At 47.2% G+C, this 13,333-nt stretch carries 27 protein-coding genes and 1 tRNA gene; 27 read left to right on the top strand and 1 reads right to left on the bottom strand.

The features are described 5' to 3' along the window. Position 1: 1 nt before the first annotated feature. The 26 genes from METMK1DRAFT_RS09570 (at position 2) to METMK1DRAFT_RS09455 (ending at position 12,635) form a co-directional block, all read left to right on the top strand. Positions 2-697 carry a 30S ribosomal protein S3 gene (locus METMK1DRAFT_RS09570; protein ID WP_009073468.1) on the top strand — a complete coding sequence of 232 codons (696 nt, stop codon included), beginning with the start codon at positions 2-4 and terminating at the stop codon, positions 695-697. Further along, on the top strand, positions 690-914 hold the full coding sequence (gene rpmC, locus METMK1DRAFT_RS09565) for a 50S ribosomal protein L29 (protein ID WP_245544615.1): 225 nt from the start codon (positions 690-692) through the stop codon (positions 912-914). The genes METMK1DRAFT_RS09570 and rpmC overlap by 8 nt, the downstream gene beginning before the upstream one ends. Continuing rightward, entirely contained in the window at positions 886-1,140 is a 255-nt protein-coding gene (locus METMK1DRAFT_RS09560) for a ribonuclease P protein component 1 (RefSeq protein WP_009073463.1), read from the top strand. The genes rpmC and METMK1DRAFT_RS09560 overlap by 29 nt, the downstream gene beginning before the upstream one ends. An 8-nt stretch (positions 1,141-1,148) precedes the next feature. Then, positions 1,149-1,484, top strand: a complete 336-nt coding sequence (locus METMK1DRAFT_RS09555) for a 30S ribosomal protein S17 (protein ID WP_009073461.1) — start codon at positions 1,149-1,151, stop codon at positions 1,482-1,484. Positions 1,485-1,489: 5 nt separating this feature from the next. Continuing rightward, positions 1,490-1,906 carry a 50S ribosomal protein L14 gene (locus tag METMK1DRAFT_RS09550; protein WP_009073459.1) on the top strand — a complete coding sequence of 139 codons (417 nt, stop codon included), beginning with the start codon at positions 1,490-1,492 and terminating at the stop codon, positions 1,904-1,906. Positions 1,907-1,917: 11 nt separating this feature from the next. Further along, on the top strand, positions 1,918-2,283 hold the full coding sequence (rplX, locus tag METMK1DRAFT_RS09545; RefSeq protein WP_009073457.1) for a 50S ribosomal protein L24: 366 nt from the start codon (positions 1,918-1,920) through the stop codon (positions 2,281-2,283). 2 nt (positions 2,284-2,285) lie between these two features. Then, positions 2,286-3,014 carry a 30S ribosomal protein S4e gene (locus METMK1DRAFT_RS09540; RefSeq protein ID WP_009073455.1) on the top strand — a complete coding sequence of 243 codons (729 nt, stop codon included), beginning with the start codon at positions 2,286-2,288 and terminating at the stop codon, positions 3,012-3,014. 1 nt (position 3,015) lies between these two features. Continuing rightward, positions 3,016-3,546, top strand: a complete 531-nt coding sequence (locus tag METMK1DRAFT_RS09535; protein ID WP_009073454.1) for a 50S ribosomal protein L5 — start codon at positions 3,016-3,018, stop codon at positions 3,544-3,546. Positions 3,547-3,556: 10 nt separating this feature from the next. Further along, positions 3,557-3,721: a 30S ribosomal protein S14 gene (locus METMK1DRAFT_RS16600; RefSeq protein ID WP_082230036.1), complete on the top strand. Its 165-nt coding sequence runs from the start codon at positions 3,557-3,559 to the stop codon at positions 3,719-3,721. Positions 3,722-3,726: 5 nt separating this feature from the next. Then, complete coding sequence (locus tag METMK1DRAFT_RS09530; RefSeq protein ID WP_009073452.1) at positions 3,727-4,128, top strand: 30S ribosomal protein S8; 402 nt, start codon at positions 3,727-3,729, stop codon at positions 4,126-4,128. A gap of 10 nt (positions 4,129-4,138) precedes the next feature. Further along, positions 4,139-4,684, top strand: coding sequence for a 50S ribosomal protein L6 (locus METMK1DRAFT_RS09525; protein ID WP_009073451.1), 546 nt, complete (start codon positions 4,139-4,141; stop codon positions 4,682-4,684). Then, positions 4,684-5,091, top strand: coding sequence for a 50S ribosomal protein L32e (locus METMK1DRAFT_RS09520; RefSeq protein ID WP_009073449.1), 408 nt, complete (start codon positions 4,684-4,686; stop codon positions 5,089-5,091). Before METMK1DRAFT_RS09525 ends, METMK1DRAFT_RS09520 begins: the two co-directional genes overlap by 1 nt. Positions 5,092-5,093: 2 nt before the next feature. Beyond that, positions 5,094-5,549: a 50S ribosomal protein L19e gene (locus tag METMK1DRAFT_RS09515; RefSeq protein ID WP_009073447.1), complete on the top strand. Its 456-nt coding sequence runs from the start codon at positions 5,094-5,096 to the stop codon at positions 5,547-5,549. A gap of 6 nt (positions 5,550-5,555) precedes the next feature. Continuing rightward, positions 5,556-6,143 carry a 50S ribosomal protein L18 gene (locus tag METMK1DRAFT_RS09510; RefSeq protein WP_009073445.1) on the top strand — a complete coding sequence of 196 codons (588 nt, stop codon included), beginning with the start codon at positions 5,556-5,558 and terminating at the stop codon, positions 6,141-6,143. A 5-nt stretch (positions 6,144-6,148) separates the two neighbouring features. Continuing rightward, the gene (locus METMK1DRAFT_RS09505; RefSeq protein WP_009073443.1) at positions 6,149-6,790 is read left to right on the top strand and encodes a 30S ribosomal protein S5; all 642 of its coding nucleotides are present in this window, start codon (positions 6,149-6,151) and stop codon (positions 6,788-6,790) included. 3 nt (positions 6,791-6,793) lie between these two features. Next, the gene (locus tag METMK1DRAFT_RS09500) at positions 6,794-7,258 is read left to right on the top strand and encodes a 50S ribosomal protein L30 (RefSeq protein ID WP_048087798.1); all 465 of its coding nucleotides are present in this window, start codon (positions 6,794-6,796) and stop codon (positions 7,256-7,258) included. Position 7,259: 1 nt separating this feature from the next. After that, complete coding sequence (locus METMK1DRAFT_RS09495) at positions 7,260-7,694, top strand: uL15 family ribosomal protein (protein ID WP_009073439.1); 435 nt, start codon at positions 7,260-7,262, stop codon at positions 7,692-7,694. Positions 7,695-7,710: 16 nt separating this feature from the next. Continuing rightward, positions 7,711-9,102 (top strand): preprotein translocase subunit SecY, encoded by a 1,392-nt coding sequence (gene secY / locus METMK1DRAFT_RS09490; RefSeq protein ID WP_009073436.1) that lies wholly within the window; start codon positions 7,711-7,713, stop codon positions 9,100-9,102. Positions 9,103-9,104: 2 nt separating this feature from the next. Continuing rightward, positions 9,105-9,692 carry an adenylate kinase gene (locus METMK1DRAFT_RS09485; RefSeq protein WP_009073434.1) on the top strand — a complete coding sequence of 196 codons (588 nt, stop codon included), beginning with the start codon at positions 9,105-9,107 and terminating at the stop codon, positions 9,690-9,692. Positions 9,693-9,723: 31 nt separating this feature from the next. Further along, positions 9,724-10,137: a hypothetical protein gene (locus tag METMK1DRAFT_RS09480; protein WP_245544614.1), complete on the top strand. Its 414-nt coding sequence runs from the start codon at positions 9,724-9,726 to the stop codon at positions 10,135-10,137. A 17-nt stretch (positions 10,138-10,154) separates the two neighbouring features. Further along, complete coding sequence (locus METMK1DRAFT_RS09475; RefSeq protein ID WP_009073431.1) at positions 10,155-10,382, top strand: 50S ribosomal protein L34e; 228 nt, start codon at positions 10,155-10,157, stop codon at positions 10,380-10,382. Then, positions 10,379-10,918 carry a (d)CMP kinase gene (gene cmk / locus METMK1DRAFT_RS09470; protein ID WP_009073429.1) on the top strand — a complete coding sequence of 180 codons (540 nt, stop codon included), beginning with the start codon at positions 10,379-10,381 and terminating at the stop codon, positions 10,916-10,918. Before METMK1DRAFT_RS09475 ends, cmk begins: the two co-directional genes overlap by 4 nt. A gap of 22 nt (positions 10,919-10,940) precedes the next feature. Then, positions 10,941-11,177: a DNA import protein CedA1 gene (gene cedA1 / locus METMK1DRAFT_RS09465; RefSeq protein WP_009073427.1), complete on the top strand. Its 237-nt coding sequence runs from the start codon at positions 10,941-10,943 to the stop codon at positions 11,175-11,177. 11 nt (positions 11,178-11,188) lie between these two features. Further along, positions 11,189-11,950 carry a DNA import protein CedA gene (gene cedA / locus METMK1DRAFT_RS09460; RefSeq protein ID WP_048087796.1) on the top strand — a complete coding sequence of 254 codons (762 nt, stop codon included), beginning with the start codon at positions 11,189-11,191 and terminating at the stop codon, positions 11,948-11,950. An 8-nt stretch (positions 11,951-11,958) separates the two neighbouring features. Beyond that, entirely contained in the window at positions 11,959-12,111 is a 153-nt protein-coding gene (locus tag METMK1DRAFT_RS17760; RefSeq protein WP_009073423.1) for a hypothetical protein, read from the top strand. 113 nt (positions 12,112-12,224) lie between these two features. Further along, positions 12,225-12,635: an archease gene (locus tag METMK1DRAFT_RS09455; RefSeq protein WP_009073420.1), complete on the top strand. Its 411-nt coding sequence runs from the start codon at positions 12,225-12,227 to the stop codon at positions 12,633-12,635. Here METMK1DRAFT_RS09455 and METMK1DRAFT_RS09450 read toward each other — a convergent pair whose 3' ends face one another. Next, positions 12,636-13,046, bottom strand: a complete 411-nt coding sequence (locus METMK1DRAFT_RS09450) for a hypothetical protein (RefSeq protein ID WP_048087793.1) — start codon at positions 13,044-13,046, stop codon at positions 12,636-12,638. Positions 13,047-13,167: 121 nt separating this feature from the next. On the opposite strand from METMK1DRAFT_RS09450, the gene METMK1DRAFT_RS09445 reads away from it, so the two are divergent. Then, positions 13,168-13,254, top strand: a tRNA-Phe gene (locus METMK1DRAFT_RS09445). Positions 13,255-13,333 lie beyond the last annotated feature (79 nt).

The raw sequence follows: 13,333 nt of genomic DNA, 5'->3' as shown, positions 1-13,333 counted from the left end.
TTTGGTTGATATAAAGAAGTACTTCCTACAAAAGTCCCTTACTAGGGTCATGGTAGACGAATATTTAGCTAAACAGTATTACAATGCAGAGTACGCTGGTTCAGAGATAATAAAGACGCCCATGGGGACTAGAGTTATAATATACGCTGGGAGGCCTGCTATGATAATAGGTAAGGGAGGGAAGACCATTAAACAGCTCCATCAAATCCTGGAGAGGTACTTCAATCTTGAGAACCCGCAGATAACTGTAGCACAGCCAGAGAAACCTGAGCTCAACGCAAGGGTTATGGCGTTTAGGCTGGCGGTCACTCTGGAGAGGGGATATCACTTCAGGAGGGCTGCCTTCATAACGATAAGGAGGATAATGAATGCTGGGGCTTTAGGGGCTGAGGTTATAGTGAGTGGCAAAATCACCTCTGAGAGGGCTAAGTTCGAGAAGTTAAAGGAAGGGATAGTGTATAAAACTGGAAATAGTTTAGATGTCATGGTGGATAGGGCTATCGCCATAGCAACACTTAAGATGGGAATTTATGGTGTCGAAGTCATAATAACTAAACCTCTGAAGAACATTGATAAGATGTCGCTCAGAGAACTTACGCCGACTTCTCCACAGCCTCAGGAAGCTGAGGTCAGGGTCACTAACGTTAGGATAATAGACGAACAACCAGGAACGACGGAGGGGGCAGGAAGTGGGTAAATCTATGAAAGAACTTAGACAACTCGCAGAGGACGATTTAAGGAAGAGGCTTGAAGAACTTAAGGCAGACCTGCTGAAGAAGAGGGCCGAGGCCAGGCTCGGTACTCTAAAGGACACTTCTTCATTGAGGAACATAAGGAAGGAGATATCTAGAATAAACCTTCTTCTGTGGGAGAAGAAGAGGACAAATGAGAAAAAAGCTCCAAGGCCATCTTGACCTGATAGGAGCTTATGCAAAGGTAATCACTCACACTGACCCCTCTTTAGTTGGTTTATCTGGAGAGGTTTTTTTAGAAACCGAGAAGACTCTAGTTCTACTCACTAAAGGTAGGAAAGTGTCGGTATTGAAAGTCAATGGAACCTTTGAGTTAGATTTTAAAAGAGGTCGGATCACTATATGTGGCGAAGTCTTAGTTGGTAAGCCAATCAAGAGGTTAAAATAGGTGGTCATATGTCCCAACTACAATCCAAGAATGTGGGTATCCCTGGCGTCCAACAGCCCAACAGGGTCTGCGACGACAGGGATTGCCCATACCATGGGAGTTTGAGGGTAAGGGGTCTCCTCATAGAGGGAACCTTGATTAAGTACAGGGCCTCTAAGAGCGGAGTAGTTATGAGAACTTACCTGTATTATGATGGTAAGTATAAGAGATATGAAAGGAGATCAAGCAAGATTCACGTTCACGTTCCTCCATGCCTTGACGTTAAGGAGGGGGACAAGGTGATAATAGGAGAGACGAGGCCAATATCCAAGTCAGTCTCGTTCGTAGTGTTGGGTAAGAGGTGAGGGAAATGCCAGAAAAGATGCAGATGTTGGGTTCGAGAAAGGGTCTCACTCCGGGCATACAGAATTACACCAGTGTGGTCGTTTCTGATAACAGTGGAGGGAAGGAAGCAGTGGTTATAGGAGTCTTCGGCTACAGGGGTGCTTTGAGGAGAGTACCCTTCGCTAACGTAGGGGATTTAGTGATGGTCTCAGTAAGAAAGGGAACACCAGAGATGAGGAAGCAGAAGTTCAAGGCCGTGGTGATAAGGCAAAGGATGCCCTTTAGGAGACCGGACGGGACGTGGATCTCATTTGAGGACAATGCGGTCGTGATAGTTAATCCAGACGGTACTGCAAAGGGAACCGAAATCAGAGGACCAGTTGCGAGAGAGGCAGCGGAGAGGTGGCCAAAGGTGGCTAGCTTAGCTACCTTAATAATTTGAGGTGTGTTACCATGCAATCTCATAAACCTTCTAAGCAGAGGAAGGCTGCTTCGGTCAAACAACTTACCGCTAGGGTGTCTGAGGAAATTCGGAAGGAGTTCGGTATCAAGAGATTAAGGGTCAGGAAGGACGACACAGTGATAGTCATGAGAGGTAAGGATAGGGGATTCGAGGGGAAAGTGGTTCAGGTTTTCCCAGAAGAGGGCAGAATAGCGATAGAAGGTCTGACCAGGAAGAAAGCTGATGGAACTCCCCTATTCGTTAAGATACACGCCTCAAAGGTCATGATCACAAAACTTAACACCGCAGATCCTAGGAGGAAGGAGGCAATAGAGAGGAAGGGTAAAAAGGCTGAGAAAACTCAGGGAGGTGCCTAGAGATGCCTCATATTACTAGACTTAACGCACCTTGGTTCTTAAGGTTAAGCAAGAAGGAATACAAGTGGACGGTCAAACCTATCCCTGGTCCTCATCCTCTATCCAGAAGCATACCCTTGGGTATATTACTAAGGGACTACCTGGGAATCGCCAGCAACCTCAGAGAGTCCAAGAAGATCATCAGTGACGGTTTAGTAATGGTAGACGGGAGGGTAAGGAGAGATTATAAGTACCCAGTGGGCCTCATGGACGTTATTACCATACCTTCCGCATCGTTGTACTACCGTGTAGTACCAGACAGGGTTAGACTTCTTAAGGTGGTCAAGATTTCCTCTGAGGAGGCAGGATACAAGCTAGTCAGGTTAACTGGAAAGACTGTGGTCAAGGGAAGCGCTCTACAGTTAAACTTCGAGGACGGCAGGAACATCTTGTTAAAGGATAAACAGGAAGCCTCTCAGTTTAACATGCCTACTCTCACCACATTTAAGATTGCGATACCGTCTCAACAGATTCTAGGAACTTACCAGTTGAAGGAAGGAGTCTATGTTATGGCTATAGGCGGTAAGAACGCAGGGGTGATTGGAACATTAAAGAGGATACAGTGGGCCAACTACAAGAAGAAGAGACACACAATAGTGGTTATAAGAGGGGAAGATGGTACCGAATACGAGACAAACTTAGAGAACAGCATGGTAGTAGGGGAAGAGAGACCAGAGGTGAGGGTGGTCTAAAGTGAGCGTTCAGCAGGAATTGAAGGTAAACCCTATGAGGAGAGTTAAGCTGGCAAAAGTCACTGTGAACATAGGCTTAGGGGAGTCAGGTGAGAGGCTCCAAAGGGCGTATCAACTCCTCCAGGAGATGACAGGTGCTAAACCCGTATACACCAAGGCTAAGAAGTCCATAAAAGAGTTCGATGTGAGAAAGGGAGCCCCTATCGGGGTGATGGTTACACTTAGGGGAAATATGGCAGTCGAGTTCCTTAAGAGAGCTCTCGTCGCTGTAAACAACAAGATAAAGGCATCAAGCTTTGATGACTACGGTAACGTGAGTTTCGGAATATCAGAGCACGTAGTTATACCAGGAATGAGATACGATCCTGAAATAGGGATCTTCGGTCTCGACGTTGCCATAACCTTAGAGAGGGCAGGATATAGGGTTGCTAGGCGAAAGAGAAAGAAGGCTAGACTGCCCAAATCAGTCAGGATATCCAAGGAGGAGGCCATAATGTTCCTCCAAGATAACTTTGGAGTCACAGTCGTGTAGGTGATGAGGAGTGGGAAAGTATAGACCCCCGGCGGAAAGGAAACATGGTAAAGGCGTACAAGTCTGCAGGAGATGTGGCAGCACCGACTCCGTTATTCAGAAGTATGGCATCTATCTGTGTCGCCAGTGCTTTAGGGAAGTGGCCTATCCGTTAGGCTTTAAGAAGTTAAGGTGAGAAAGATGGTGGTCATTAATACTCTCTCCAATGCGTTAAGTACCATATATAACAACGAGATGAGGAGAAATAAGCAGGCCATTATAATACCCGCATCAAAACTGATAATTAACGTCCTGCGAACTATGCAGAAGGAGGGCTATGTAGGAGAATTCGAGCACATAGACGATGGAAGGTGGGGGAAGATAGTGGTTCAGCTTCTGGGAAGGATAAATAAGTGTGGATCTATAACTCCCAGATATTCCATGACCTACAGGGAAATGATCAGCTTGCCTGATAACATCAGGAGGTATCTTCCATCTAAGGAGATTGGGGTAATAATAGTGTCCACCTCTAAGGGAGTGATGACTCACAAGGAAGCTGCAAGGCAGAGGCTGGGTGGAATAGTATTAGGTTACGTCTATTGAGGTGAGTGTTGTGCAGGCAGTCTCACTAAGAGAAGAGGTTCAGATACCTAATGGGGTTAAGGTGGAGTTGCAGGGCAAGACCCTGAAAGTGAAGGGGAAAAAGGGAGAGTTGATCAGAGATTTCTCTTTTGCGAGGTTCTTGGAGATGAAACTTGAGGACAACAAGATCATCCTGGAGGCAACATTCCTTGGGAGGAGAGAGAAGGCTACAATTTACAGCATAATGAGACATATTAATAACATGTTTATAGGAGTTCAAAAGGGTTACAGATATTATCTAAAAATAATCTTCACACATTTCCCTATAACGGTTAAAGTTGTAGGAAACGAAGTACAGATAACCAATCTAATAGGGGAGAAGAACATCAGGAGAGCCACAATACTTCCAGGAGTCAAGGTCACAGTGAAGGGTGAAGACATAGTGGTAGAGGGAATCGATGTGGAGAAGGTAGCACAGACGGCTGCGAACATTGAGTTGGCCTCAAAGATAACCGATTTTGATAGGAGAATCTTTTCAGATGGTATTTTCATTTATAAGAAGGAGGTAATGGAGTGATGGTTAAGTTGGAGGCGATTAAACTTAGAAGGAAGATTTACAGGTTGAAGCTTAAGCATAAGTCCTTACTCCCTGAGTTCAAAAGATACGACTGGGACAAGTATTACAGGCTGGAGAGGCAAGATAGGTGGAGGAGAACCCGTGGGCAGGATAATAAAACTAGACTCAAGGTTAAGGGCTTCCCAAGGCCTGTAAGTGCAGGATATAGGACACCAAAGGTAGTGAGGGCTCTTCACCCATCTGGGCTCAGAGAGGTTCTAATAAACAATCTTAGAGATTTAGATAAGCTGAAAGGTATGGAGGATAAAATTATAGTAAGGATAAGCTCTAAGGTAGGCCTCAGGTTAAGGGGGGAGATTCTTAAGAGGGCCCAGGAGTTGGGCTTGAAAGTGTGTAATGGTGAGTAGATATGACAGATCTTCAGCTTCAGAGAAGATTGGCCGCAGAAATAAGAGGTGTAGGACAGAGTAGAGTGAGGATTCCACCCGAATATGCTGATGAGGTTAGAGATGCCCTAACTAGGGACGACATTAGAAAGCTCATCAAAGACGGTAAGATAATCGTACTTCAGCCTAAGGGAAACAGCAGGGGGAGAGTAAAGAGAAACAGGAGGAACAGGAAGTGGAAGGGAGAGGGAAGGAGAACTGGTAGTAGGAAAGGTAAAAAGGGAGCTAGGGCTGACAGTAAGGAGTTGTGGATGGCGAGGATAAGGAAGATAAGGAGATATCTGAAGTGGTTGCGGGATAACGGAAAGCTGGATAGCAGGTCTTACAGGATGCTATACTTAAAGGCCAAGGGGGGCACATTTAAGAACCTCTCTGATGTGAAGAGTGTACTGAAACAGATGGGTAAGCTAAAGGAGTGATGAAGAATGGCGACAGGTCCTAGTTACAAAGTAAAGTTCAGGAGAAGGAGAGAGGGTAAGACAAATTACTACAGGAGATATACGTACGTAATAAATAAGGCGACCAGGCTTGTAGTTAGGTTGACTAACAAGTATTTCATCGCCCAGGTGGTCAAGTTCGATCCGAAGGGGGACATAGTGATCGCTTCAGCACACTCGTCAGAACTGGCCAAGTACGGTTGGAAAGGGGATGAAAATAATACCACAGCGTGTTATTTGACTGGATATCTTTTGGGCGTAAGAGCGAGGAAGGCTGGGATAAAGGAGGTCTATGCGGATATAGGACTCTTCACACCCACACCTGGTGCAAGGATCTTCTACGGAATAAAGGGGGCCATCGACGCAGGTCTAACTGTCCCCTTAGGAGACGTCAAGATAGACAAGACCAGGCTCACAGGGGCTCACGTTGCAAAGTACGCCGAGTTATTGGAAAGACAGGATCCCGAGAAGTTCAAAAGGCAGTTCTCAAGGTATATCTCCAGGGGACTCGACCCGAGGGAGCTCCCATCACACTTCCAAGAGGTGCTCAACAAAATCAAGTCTTCTGAAGGGTGATGTAGATGGAGGAAGTTCCCGTTACAAACGTGGAGGAATGGAAGCCGAGAACTAAAGTAGGACAGTTGGTAAAGGAGGGTAAAATAACCTCCGTAAAGGAGCTCTTTGCCAGAAATCTAACGATAGCGGAACCTGAAATCATAGACGTGCTCCTTCCGAATCTTAAGTACGAAGTGGTCGACATAAGGATGGTTCAGAAACAGACTGACGCAGGAGAGCTATCAAGGTATAAGGTTCTAGTAGTCATGGGAAATCAAGACGGTTACGTAGGTATAGGTGTGGGGAAGGCCAAACAACTTAGAGTAGCCATTCAGAAGTCTATAAGGGACGCGAAGATGCATATAATACCCGTGAGGAGAGGCTGCGGCAGTTGGGAGTGCACTTGTGGAGAGTCGCACAGCCTTCCGTTCACGGTGTACGGCAAGGCTGGAAGCTCGGAGATAATCCTGAGACCTGCACCCAAGGGTACAGGTCTGGTGGCAGGGGACGTCGTGAAGACTCTCTTAACTTACGCTGGGTTGAGGGACGTTTGGTCGTTCAGCAGAGGAGAGACTAGGACTACAGACAACTTCATTAAGGCTGCCTACATGGCCCTATATAATACCTATAGATTCGTCACTCCAGTTGATTGGATGAGAAAGAGGTGAGGTATCACGGCTTCAATCCTGGTCATAAGAATAAGGGGGAGGGCCTCCACCCCGTGGGACATTCAGGAGACTCTAGACAGGCTCAGATTATATAATCACTACAATGCTATGATCTACCCAGCTGAGGAACAGATAGTTGGAATGATAAGGAGGGTTCAGTCCTACGTGACGTGGGGAGAACTTAATATGGAAGGGGCCAAGGCCATCATATCTAGGTTGGAGACTTTTAAGGGCAAGCTAGATGAAGGGATAATCAAGGAGAAGATGGGAATCACATTGGAAGAGTTTCTGAGGGATTTAGTAGAGGGTAGGATAAGGCTCAACAAACAGGATTTCGTTAAGTTACCAATAAGGCTTCACCCACCCAAGAAGGGCTTTAAGGGAAAGGTAAATTCCTTCCTAGGTTCAGGAGGAGAGTTAGGCTACAGGGGAGACAAAATTAACGAATTGGTCAGGAGGATGGTGTAACGTGGTAGTCAGAAGGGAAAAGAAGACAAGGAAAATGAGGGGCCATAGAACTATGGGATGGGGAACAAAGGGTCAGCACAGAGATAGAGGAGCTGAGGGTGGAAGGCACATCGGAATGCATAAGGAGAAGTGGTCCTGGATAGTTAAGTACGGAAAGGACTGGTATGGAAAGCACGGTTTCATCAATCCTACCTCGAAGGTAGTTAGAGCTATATCCATTAGGAAGTTGTTGGAACTGGTGGATAAAGGAGCTATCGAGGCTAAGGAAGAGAACGGGAAACTAGTGGTTGACTTGACCAAGATTGGTTACGATAAACTCTTGGGAGGAGGAAAGGTGGATAGACCTTTACTGGTCACAGTGGGAGCTATTACCAATAAAGCCAAGGAGAAGATAGAAAAATCTGGTGGGCAAGTTATTTTAACCCCTCAAAGCTAACTGTTTTGATTAATTTATGTCATTTACCGACGCTCTATCGAAGTTAGGCCAAGTCTTGCCTGCCGTCAAGAAGCCGGAGCAGAAACCCTCGTTAAACCAGAAGTTGCTTTGGTCGATTGTGGGAGTAATAGTTTATCTCGTGATGTCCTCTGTTCCACTGTACGGCATTCAATCCTCTGCATTGAGTAACTTCCTTTTGGAGCAAGTCATATTTGCCTCGACTGCTGGGACTCTGGCTCAATTAGGCATAGGTCCAATAATAACTGCCGGTCTGATAATGCAGATACTCGTAGGTTCGAAGCTCATAAACCTCAACCTCTCCACTGAGGACGATAAGGCTAAATTCACCGAGGCACAAAAGGGGCTAGCGTTCCTGTTCATATTATTGGAGTCCTTCCTGTTCGGTTTCGCTTTAACTAGATCTACAGGTTTCTCTAACCTCACTATCCCACTGGCGGTGGCTGGACAATTGGTAGTAGCGACTTACTTCATACTGTTGCTTGACGAACTCATACAGAAGGGTTGGGGACTAGGCTCTGGGGTAAGTCTCTTCATCCTGGCAGGGACAATGAAGATAATATTCTGGTATATGTTCGGCATCGTCAACGTGCAGTCTCAGAACCTGCCGGTGGGTTTCTTCCCTTCACTTGTTACAACTCTGATAGATCACGGTGACATATTGACCCTCATAGTGAACACCACTAAACCCTTCCAACCAGACCTTGTCGGCTTAGTGACGACCATAGGCCTCATATTCTTGATAATATACCTCACCTCCATCAACGTTCAAATCCCTATAACTTCCCAGAAACTGAGGGGTATAAGGAGAACCGTTCCCCTCAACTTCCTTTATGTCAGCAGCATTCCAGTCATCTTCGTGAGCGTTTTGGGAGCTGACATAGAGCTCTTTTCCTCCCTGACCTCCTACGTATCCCCTTCAGCCTCAACGATCCTTAACGACATTCAGACAGCCTTCATATTCCCTCCTCCAACCACAACCATACCTCATAGTGTATACGCCGTGGTCTTAGATCCTGTGGGGGCCCTCATATACGCGGCGGTGTTCATAGTCTTGGGTGTACTGTTCGGAATAGTGTGGGTAGAGGTCTCCGGACTAGACCCCGCTACCCAAGCTCAGAACCTGGTTGATGCAGGGATAGAGATACCTGGTATGAGGAGTAACCCCAAGATGATAGAGGCTGTCCTAGCTAAGTACATATATCCTCTAGCCTTCTTCAGTTCTATTATAGTGAGCGTGATAGCTGTCGTAGCTACTATGCTTGGGGTGTACGGAACAGGAGTGGGAATACTATTAGCGGTCTCAATAGCCATGCAGTACTATAGCTTATTAGCCTACGAGAGGTCAATAGAGATGTACCCCTTGTTGAAGAGATTGATAGGTGAGTGATCATGAAGTTGGGAATAGTTACAGGAATACCCGGCGTGGGGAAGACAACAGTGCTAAACACGATATCTTCCATACTCTCTGGGAAAGGGTCAAAATTCCTCATAATGAACTACGGAGACTACATGTTGAAGACTGCCCTCGAGTTGAGGTACGTTAGTAGCAGGGACGAAATGAGGAAGTTACCGCTAGAGCTTCAGCGTAACCTACAGCTGGAGGCAGCAAGGAACATACATAAGGATGCCTCATCGTTAGGGGAGGGCGGACTGGCCTTCCTGGACACCCACGCTGTGATAAGGACACCAGGGGGATATCTCCCTGGATTACCTAAGCATATCGTAGAGATACTTCAACCTACAGTTATTTTCCTCATAGAGAGTGAACCAGAGCTTATATTGAAGAGGCAGGCCTCCGATAAGACGAGGGCTAGAACCGACTATGCTGACATAACTGTGATCCAGGAAACCATGAACTTTGCCAGGTATTCTGCTATGGCCTCAGCGGTACTCGTGGGAGCATCGGTCAAGGTTGTCAAAAACGTGGAGGGAGATCCCTCAGTAGCTGCCAACGAGATAATCAAGTCAATGACCTGATATGAGCGTCGAGATCCTGGAAGTTCTTTTTTTGAGCCTGAGTTTAAACGTTCTCCTCTACGCACTTTATAGGACCTTCATTTCCAAGAGACTTTCTAGGAGCCTGCAGGAGCTCGAGAAATTACAGGCAAGAATAAACACCGTGGTTCCCAAGAGGAGAGACAGGGTTTATATGAAGCTCTCCAAGGACATAAAGAGGTACAACAACGCAGTGTACTTCTACTCACTCCTCCAGTCTATGGTTCTCCTAGCCCTTTACATGATTGGTCTGTTCCTTGTGTTCTCGATGAACTTCGTGCTTTACTTCCCCTTCTATGTGCCCCTCCTTACTGTCAGGATTGAGGGGAGAAACGTATTAGTAGAGGGTCCGCTCCTCCTCTATATCCTCTCTTTCTTAGTTTTCACTCCACTTTCACTGAGGAGGCCCAAAGCAAATATAAGCTAACTGTCTAATTATAGCCCATGAAGCCCTTCCAGAGGTCCACATCCCTCAGGAAGTTGTATAGGAGAACTCCTTCTGGCAAGATCTCAGTGATTTTCTACAGGAGGAAGGACTCGGTAGCTAAATGTTCCATATGCAAGAGACCGCTCAGGGGATCCATGGACTCGTCATCGAGACAGTATGGGGGTTATCTCTGTCATAAGTGCCTTTCAATGGGAATCAAATTAGCTGTGAGAGGAATTTCATGATAATAGTCATAAGCGGTCCCTCTGGGAGTGGTAAGACAACTGTGGCGAAGTCGCTCTCGTTGAAGTACGGTCTGAAGTTCGTTTCTGCAGGTCAGATATTCAGGGAAATGGCAAGGTCACACGGGGTAGACATATTATCTCTTAATAGAGAGGCGGAGAATAGCTTCGACATAGATAAGGCCATAGATCAGGAGATAATGAGACAGGCCAACAAGTCCAACGTGGTCATAGAGTCCCACATAGCTGGCTGGCTTTTGGCTGGGAAGTCGGACCTCAGCGTCTATCTCTGGGCTCCCCTGGAGGAGAGGGCTAGGAGGATATCCTTTAGGGATGGAATGTCCTACGAACAGGCGCTCAAGTCCGTGATAGAGAGGGAACAGAGCCATTATTTGAGGTTCTGGAGGTACTACGGTATAGACATCCAGGACCTCTCTGTTTATGACCTGGTCATAAATACCGTGAAGCTCTCCCCAGAGGGCGTGGTGAAAACCATTGAAAGTTTTTTAACTGAAAACATTCGGACACCTCTCACCTAAAATTAGGCTTAACCTCAAACTGATGTCTGGAATAGAGTCCTTCGTGCAACAACTCACGACTCAAGTTACTGAGATAGCCTGGAGTATATTCATACTGGCTTGGGCTGTGGGGTGGGCCCTGAGGGGCTCTCCGATACCCATATTCAAGGTCAAGAGGACTGGTCAGGACTTCATCGAGGACGCTATAATGGCTGCCTTTTGGCTAGCCATAGGGACTACAGTGTTCGCGTTGGTGTCTTACGTGGCTGGGCAGTTCTAGGGGTATCAGAGTTGAACGCGTTCGAGGTACTATCCATATCTCAGGACTTGGCTGCACTGACTTACTTTCTGGGAACACTCTTCATGGCCCTCCCGATTCCCCTCTACGGGGTTAAAAAGTGGGGACCCAAGATGATATCTGACGGGATTTACTCCACGATACTCGTGAACCTCTATGAGACTATCCTCTACCTGGTCTCGGTAATAGGCAATCAACTGGGAACTAATTGGCCGAGTTACATGAACTGGCTTTACGAACTCTTGGCCAACGAGCTATCCATCTTCACTGTGGTGAGGGGAATACTCACAATCATAGGATTTACACCCCTCTCTGTTCCCTTCTCTCTTGTCCTCACCTTCCTCTCTGGGTTCATAACGATCACTGGTACCTTGATAGTTATCTCCCAGTTGATCTACAACAACGTTGGATTGCTCATAGCCCTAGGGGTTCTCATGCTCTCGCTCCCGTTCAGGATCGGGAGAGCGGTTGGTGGTGGTCTCATGGGTTTCGCCATAGTGTTCTACGTGGGTCTCCCGCTTCTCCCTGCATTCCTGAGTACGTTCGGAGTTAACGTCATACAGGACTTCTCCACCAACATTAATTCACTTCAGGCCCTGAACTCCCTACTCAGCAACGCCATACCTGACTACATAGAGGGGACAGTGATAATGCCCACAGCCTACCTGGGTATACTGACGTCACTCTCCCTGGGAGTCGGGTCAGCCATAGCTGGAGGTTACTCAAGGCTGCCCATACAGGTGGACTTCGTGTAGGTGAGAGGATGAAGAGTCGAATCTTGATCAGCTTAGCACTCCTCTACACTTCCCTGGTCAGTTACGCAGAGACAAAAAACCTTGACATAGTTCTGATCTCGCTCTTCCTGGCAGCACTGATCTACTTCCTTCCCTTCTTCACTTCGAGGAGGGCTGGTTAGCTTGCTGTCCCTTCTTCTCTTTCTTAACCTCCTTGTTCATGAATATGGTTGTCTTCTGTCGTCCTCCCATGTTCATCTATAAACGTTAAAGGTTCAGGAGTTAAAAGGTTGATATGAAGTTCGAGTTCTTCGATCACACGGCAGACGTCGGCATCAGGGCTTGGGGGAAGACATTGGAGGAGGCCTTCGAGAACTCTGCCCTAGCGGTGTTCGAGGTCATGACCGACACGAGCAAGGTTGAGAGGAGGGAGAGGAGGGAGGTAACTGTGGAGGGGTACGACTTGAAGAACTTGCTCTACAGGTGGATAGAGTCACTCCTCTTCTACTACGACACCGAACTCCTCCTATTCAGTGCCTTTAAGGTCACGATAGAAGGCCTATCGCTTAGGGGAGAAGCCTTAGGGGAGAAGTTCGACCCTGAAAGGCACGAGAGGAGGACTGTGGTGAAGGCCATGACTTATCACGAGATGGAGATAACCAAGAGGGATGGGGGGTACGAGATTACCTTCGTGGTCGACATATGACTAGGTGAGTTGAGCCAACTCCAAGCAAGGTTTCCTCCCAGAGAGTATTCCTCTGACGACTTCCCTAAGCCCCTCCACTCCCTCGTTGCTCCTCCTGAAAAAGGAGTTGGTGAGGGATATGAGGTAAACCTTTCCTGAGGATATACACTCAGGCAACCTGCCGTTCAAGGTGATACTGGGGTTGAAAAGTACTAGGACGTAGTCGAAGGGGAGGGAATCGAACCTCTTGAGGATCTGGTTCATGAGGGCCCTCCCGTCGAACTTACTCGCGTTCCAATCGTAGCTCTCAACTCCAACGTGTGTTGCCTCCACCATGAGGTAGACCTGAGAATCCCTCTCAAGCCACGACTTGACTTTCTCCAGGTAACTCCTGTCCACCCGGTTCAACGAAGCGACGAGTACGTTCACCAATGTTGGGGCCCCTGGAGACCCTATTTCACAGGCCCCTAATAAGGGCTCTCCCAGGGTGTCGCCGGGCCCCGGGAAGACATTCAGCGGAAAAGCTTTAAGTTTGAGATATCTCAATAACCATGCCGCCGTAGCTCAGCCCGGGAGAGCACCCGGCTGAAGACTAGGCTCAGGTACCGGGTTGTCCGGGGTTCAAATCCCCGCGGCGGCATCCCCTCTCTTAAACGGTAGACCCAAAATCACCTCCTTGAAAATAAATCTATATTATTAATAAGCGGTTCTATTGATTT

The organism is Metallosphaera yellowstonensis MK1 (assembly GCF_000243315.1).
In the GTDB taxonomy this organism is placed as follows: domain Archaea; phylum Thermoproteota; class Thermoprotei_A; order Sulfolobales; family Sulfolobaceae; genus Metallosphaera; species Metallosphaera yellowstonensis.
The sequence above is the reverse complement of the archived record's forward strand: the minus strand, read 5'-3'. Positions and strand labels throughout refer to the sequence as shown.

Bases quoted from the DNA above. Each gene is read 5' to 3' on its own strand.
- METMK1DRAFT_RS17760 (WP_009073423.1), top strand. From the start codon at position 11,959: ATGAAGAGTCGAATCTTGATCAGCTTAGCACTCCTCTACACTTCCCTG.
- METMK1DRAFT_RS09510 (WP_009073445.1), top strand. From the start codon at position 5,556: ATGGCGACAGGTCCTAGTTACAAAGTAAAGTTCAGGAGAAGGAGAGAG.
- METMK1DRAFT_RS09550 (WP_009073459.1), top strand. From the start codon at position 1,490: ATGCCAGAAAAGATGCAGATGTTGGGTTCGAGAAAGGGTCTCACTCCG.
- cedA1 (WP_009073427.1), top strand. From the start codon at position 10,941: ATGTCTGGAATAGAGTCCTTCGTGCAACAACTCACGACTCAAGTTACT.
- secY (WP_009073436.1), top strand. From the start codon at position 7,711: ATGTCATTTACCGACGCTCTATCGAAGTTAGGCCAAGTCTTGCCTGCC.
- rplX (WP_009073457.1), top strand. From the start codon at position 1,918: ATGCAATCTCATAAACCTTCTAAGCAGAGGAAGGCTGCTTCGGTCAAA.
- METMK1DRAFT_RS09475 (WP_009073431.1), top strand. From the start codon at position 10,155: ATGAAGCCCTTCCAGAGGTCCACATCCCTCAGGAAGTTGTATAGGAGA.
- METMK1DRAFT_RS09505 (WP_009073443.1), top strand. From the start codon at position 6,149: ATGGAGGAAGTTCCCGTTACAAACGTGGAGGAATGGAAGCCGAGAACT.
- cmk (WP_009073429.1), top strand. From the start codon at position 10,379: ATGATAATAGTCATAAGCGGTCCCTCTGGGAGTGGTAAGACAACTGTG.
- METMK1DRAFT_RS09520 (WP_009073449.1), top strand. From the start codon at position 4,684: ATGGTTAAGTTGGAGGCGATTAAACTTAGAAGGAAGATTTACAGGTTG.
- METMK1DRAFT_RS09485 (WP_009073434.1), top strand. From the start codon at position 9,105: ATGAAGTTGGGAATAGTTACAGGAATACCCGGCGTGGGGAAGACAACA.
- METMK1DRAFT_RS09455 (WP_009073420.1), top strand. From the start codon at position 12,225: ATGAAGTTCGAGTTCTTCGATCACACGGCAGACGTCGGCATCAGGGCT.
- METMK1DRAFT_RS09555 (WP_009073461.1), top strand. From the start codon at position 1,149: ATGTCCCAACTACAATCCAAGAATGTGGGTATCCCTGGCGTCCAACAG.
- METMK1DRAFT_RS09560 (WP_009073463.1), top strand. From the start codon at position 886: ATGAGAAAAAAGCTCCAAGGCCATCTTGACCTGATAGGAGCTTATGCA.
- METMK1DRAFT_RS09515 (WP_009073447.1), top strand. From the start codon at position 5,094: ATGACAGATCTTCAGCTTCAGAGAAGATTGGCCGCAGAAATAAGAGGT.
- METMK1DRAFT_RS09530 (WP_009073452.1), top strand. From the start codon at position 3,727: ATGGTGGTCATTAATACTCTCTCCAATGCGTTAAGTACCATATATAAC.
- METMK1DRAFT_RS09540 (WP_009073455.1), top strand. From the start codon at position 2,286: ATGCCTCATATTACTAGACTTAACGCACCTTGGTTCTTAAGGTTAAGC.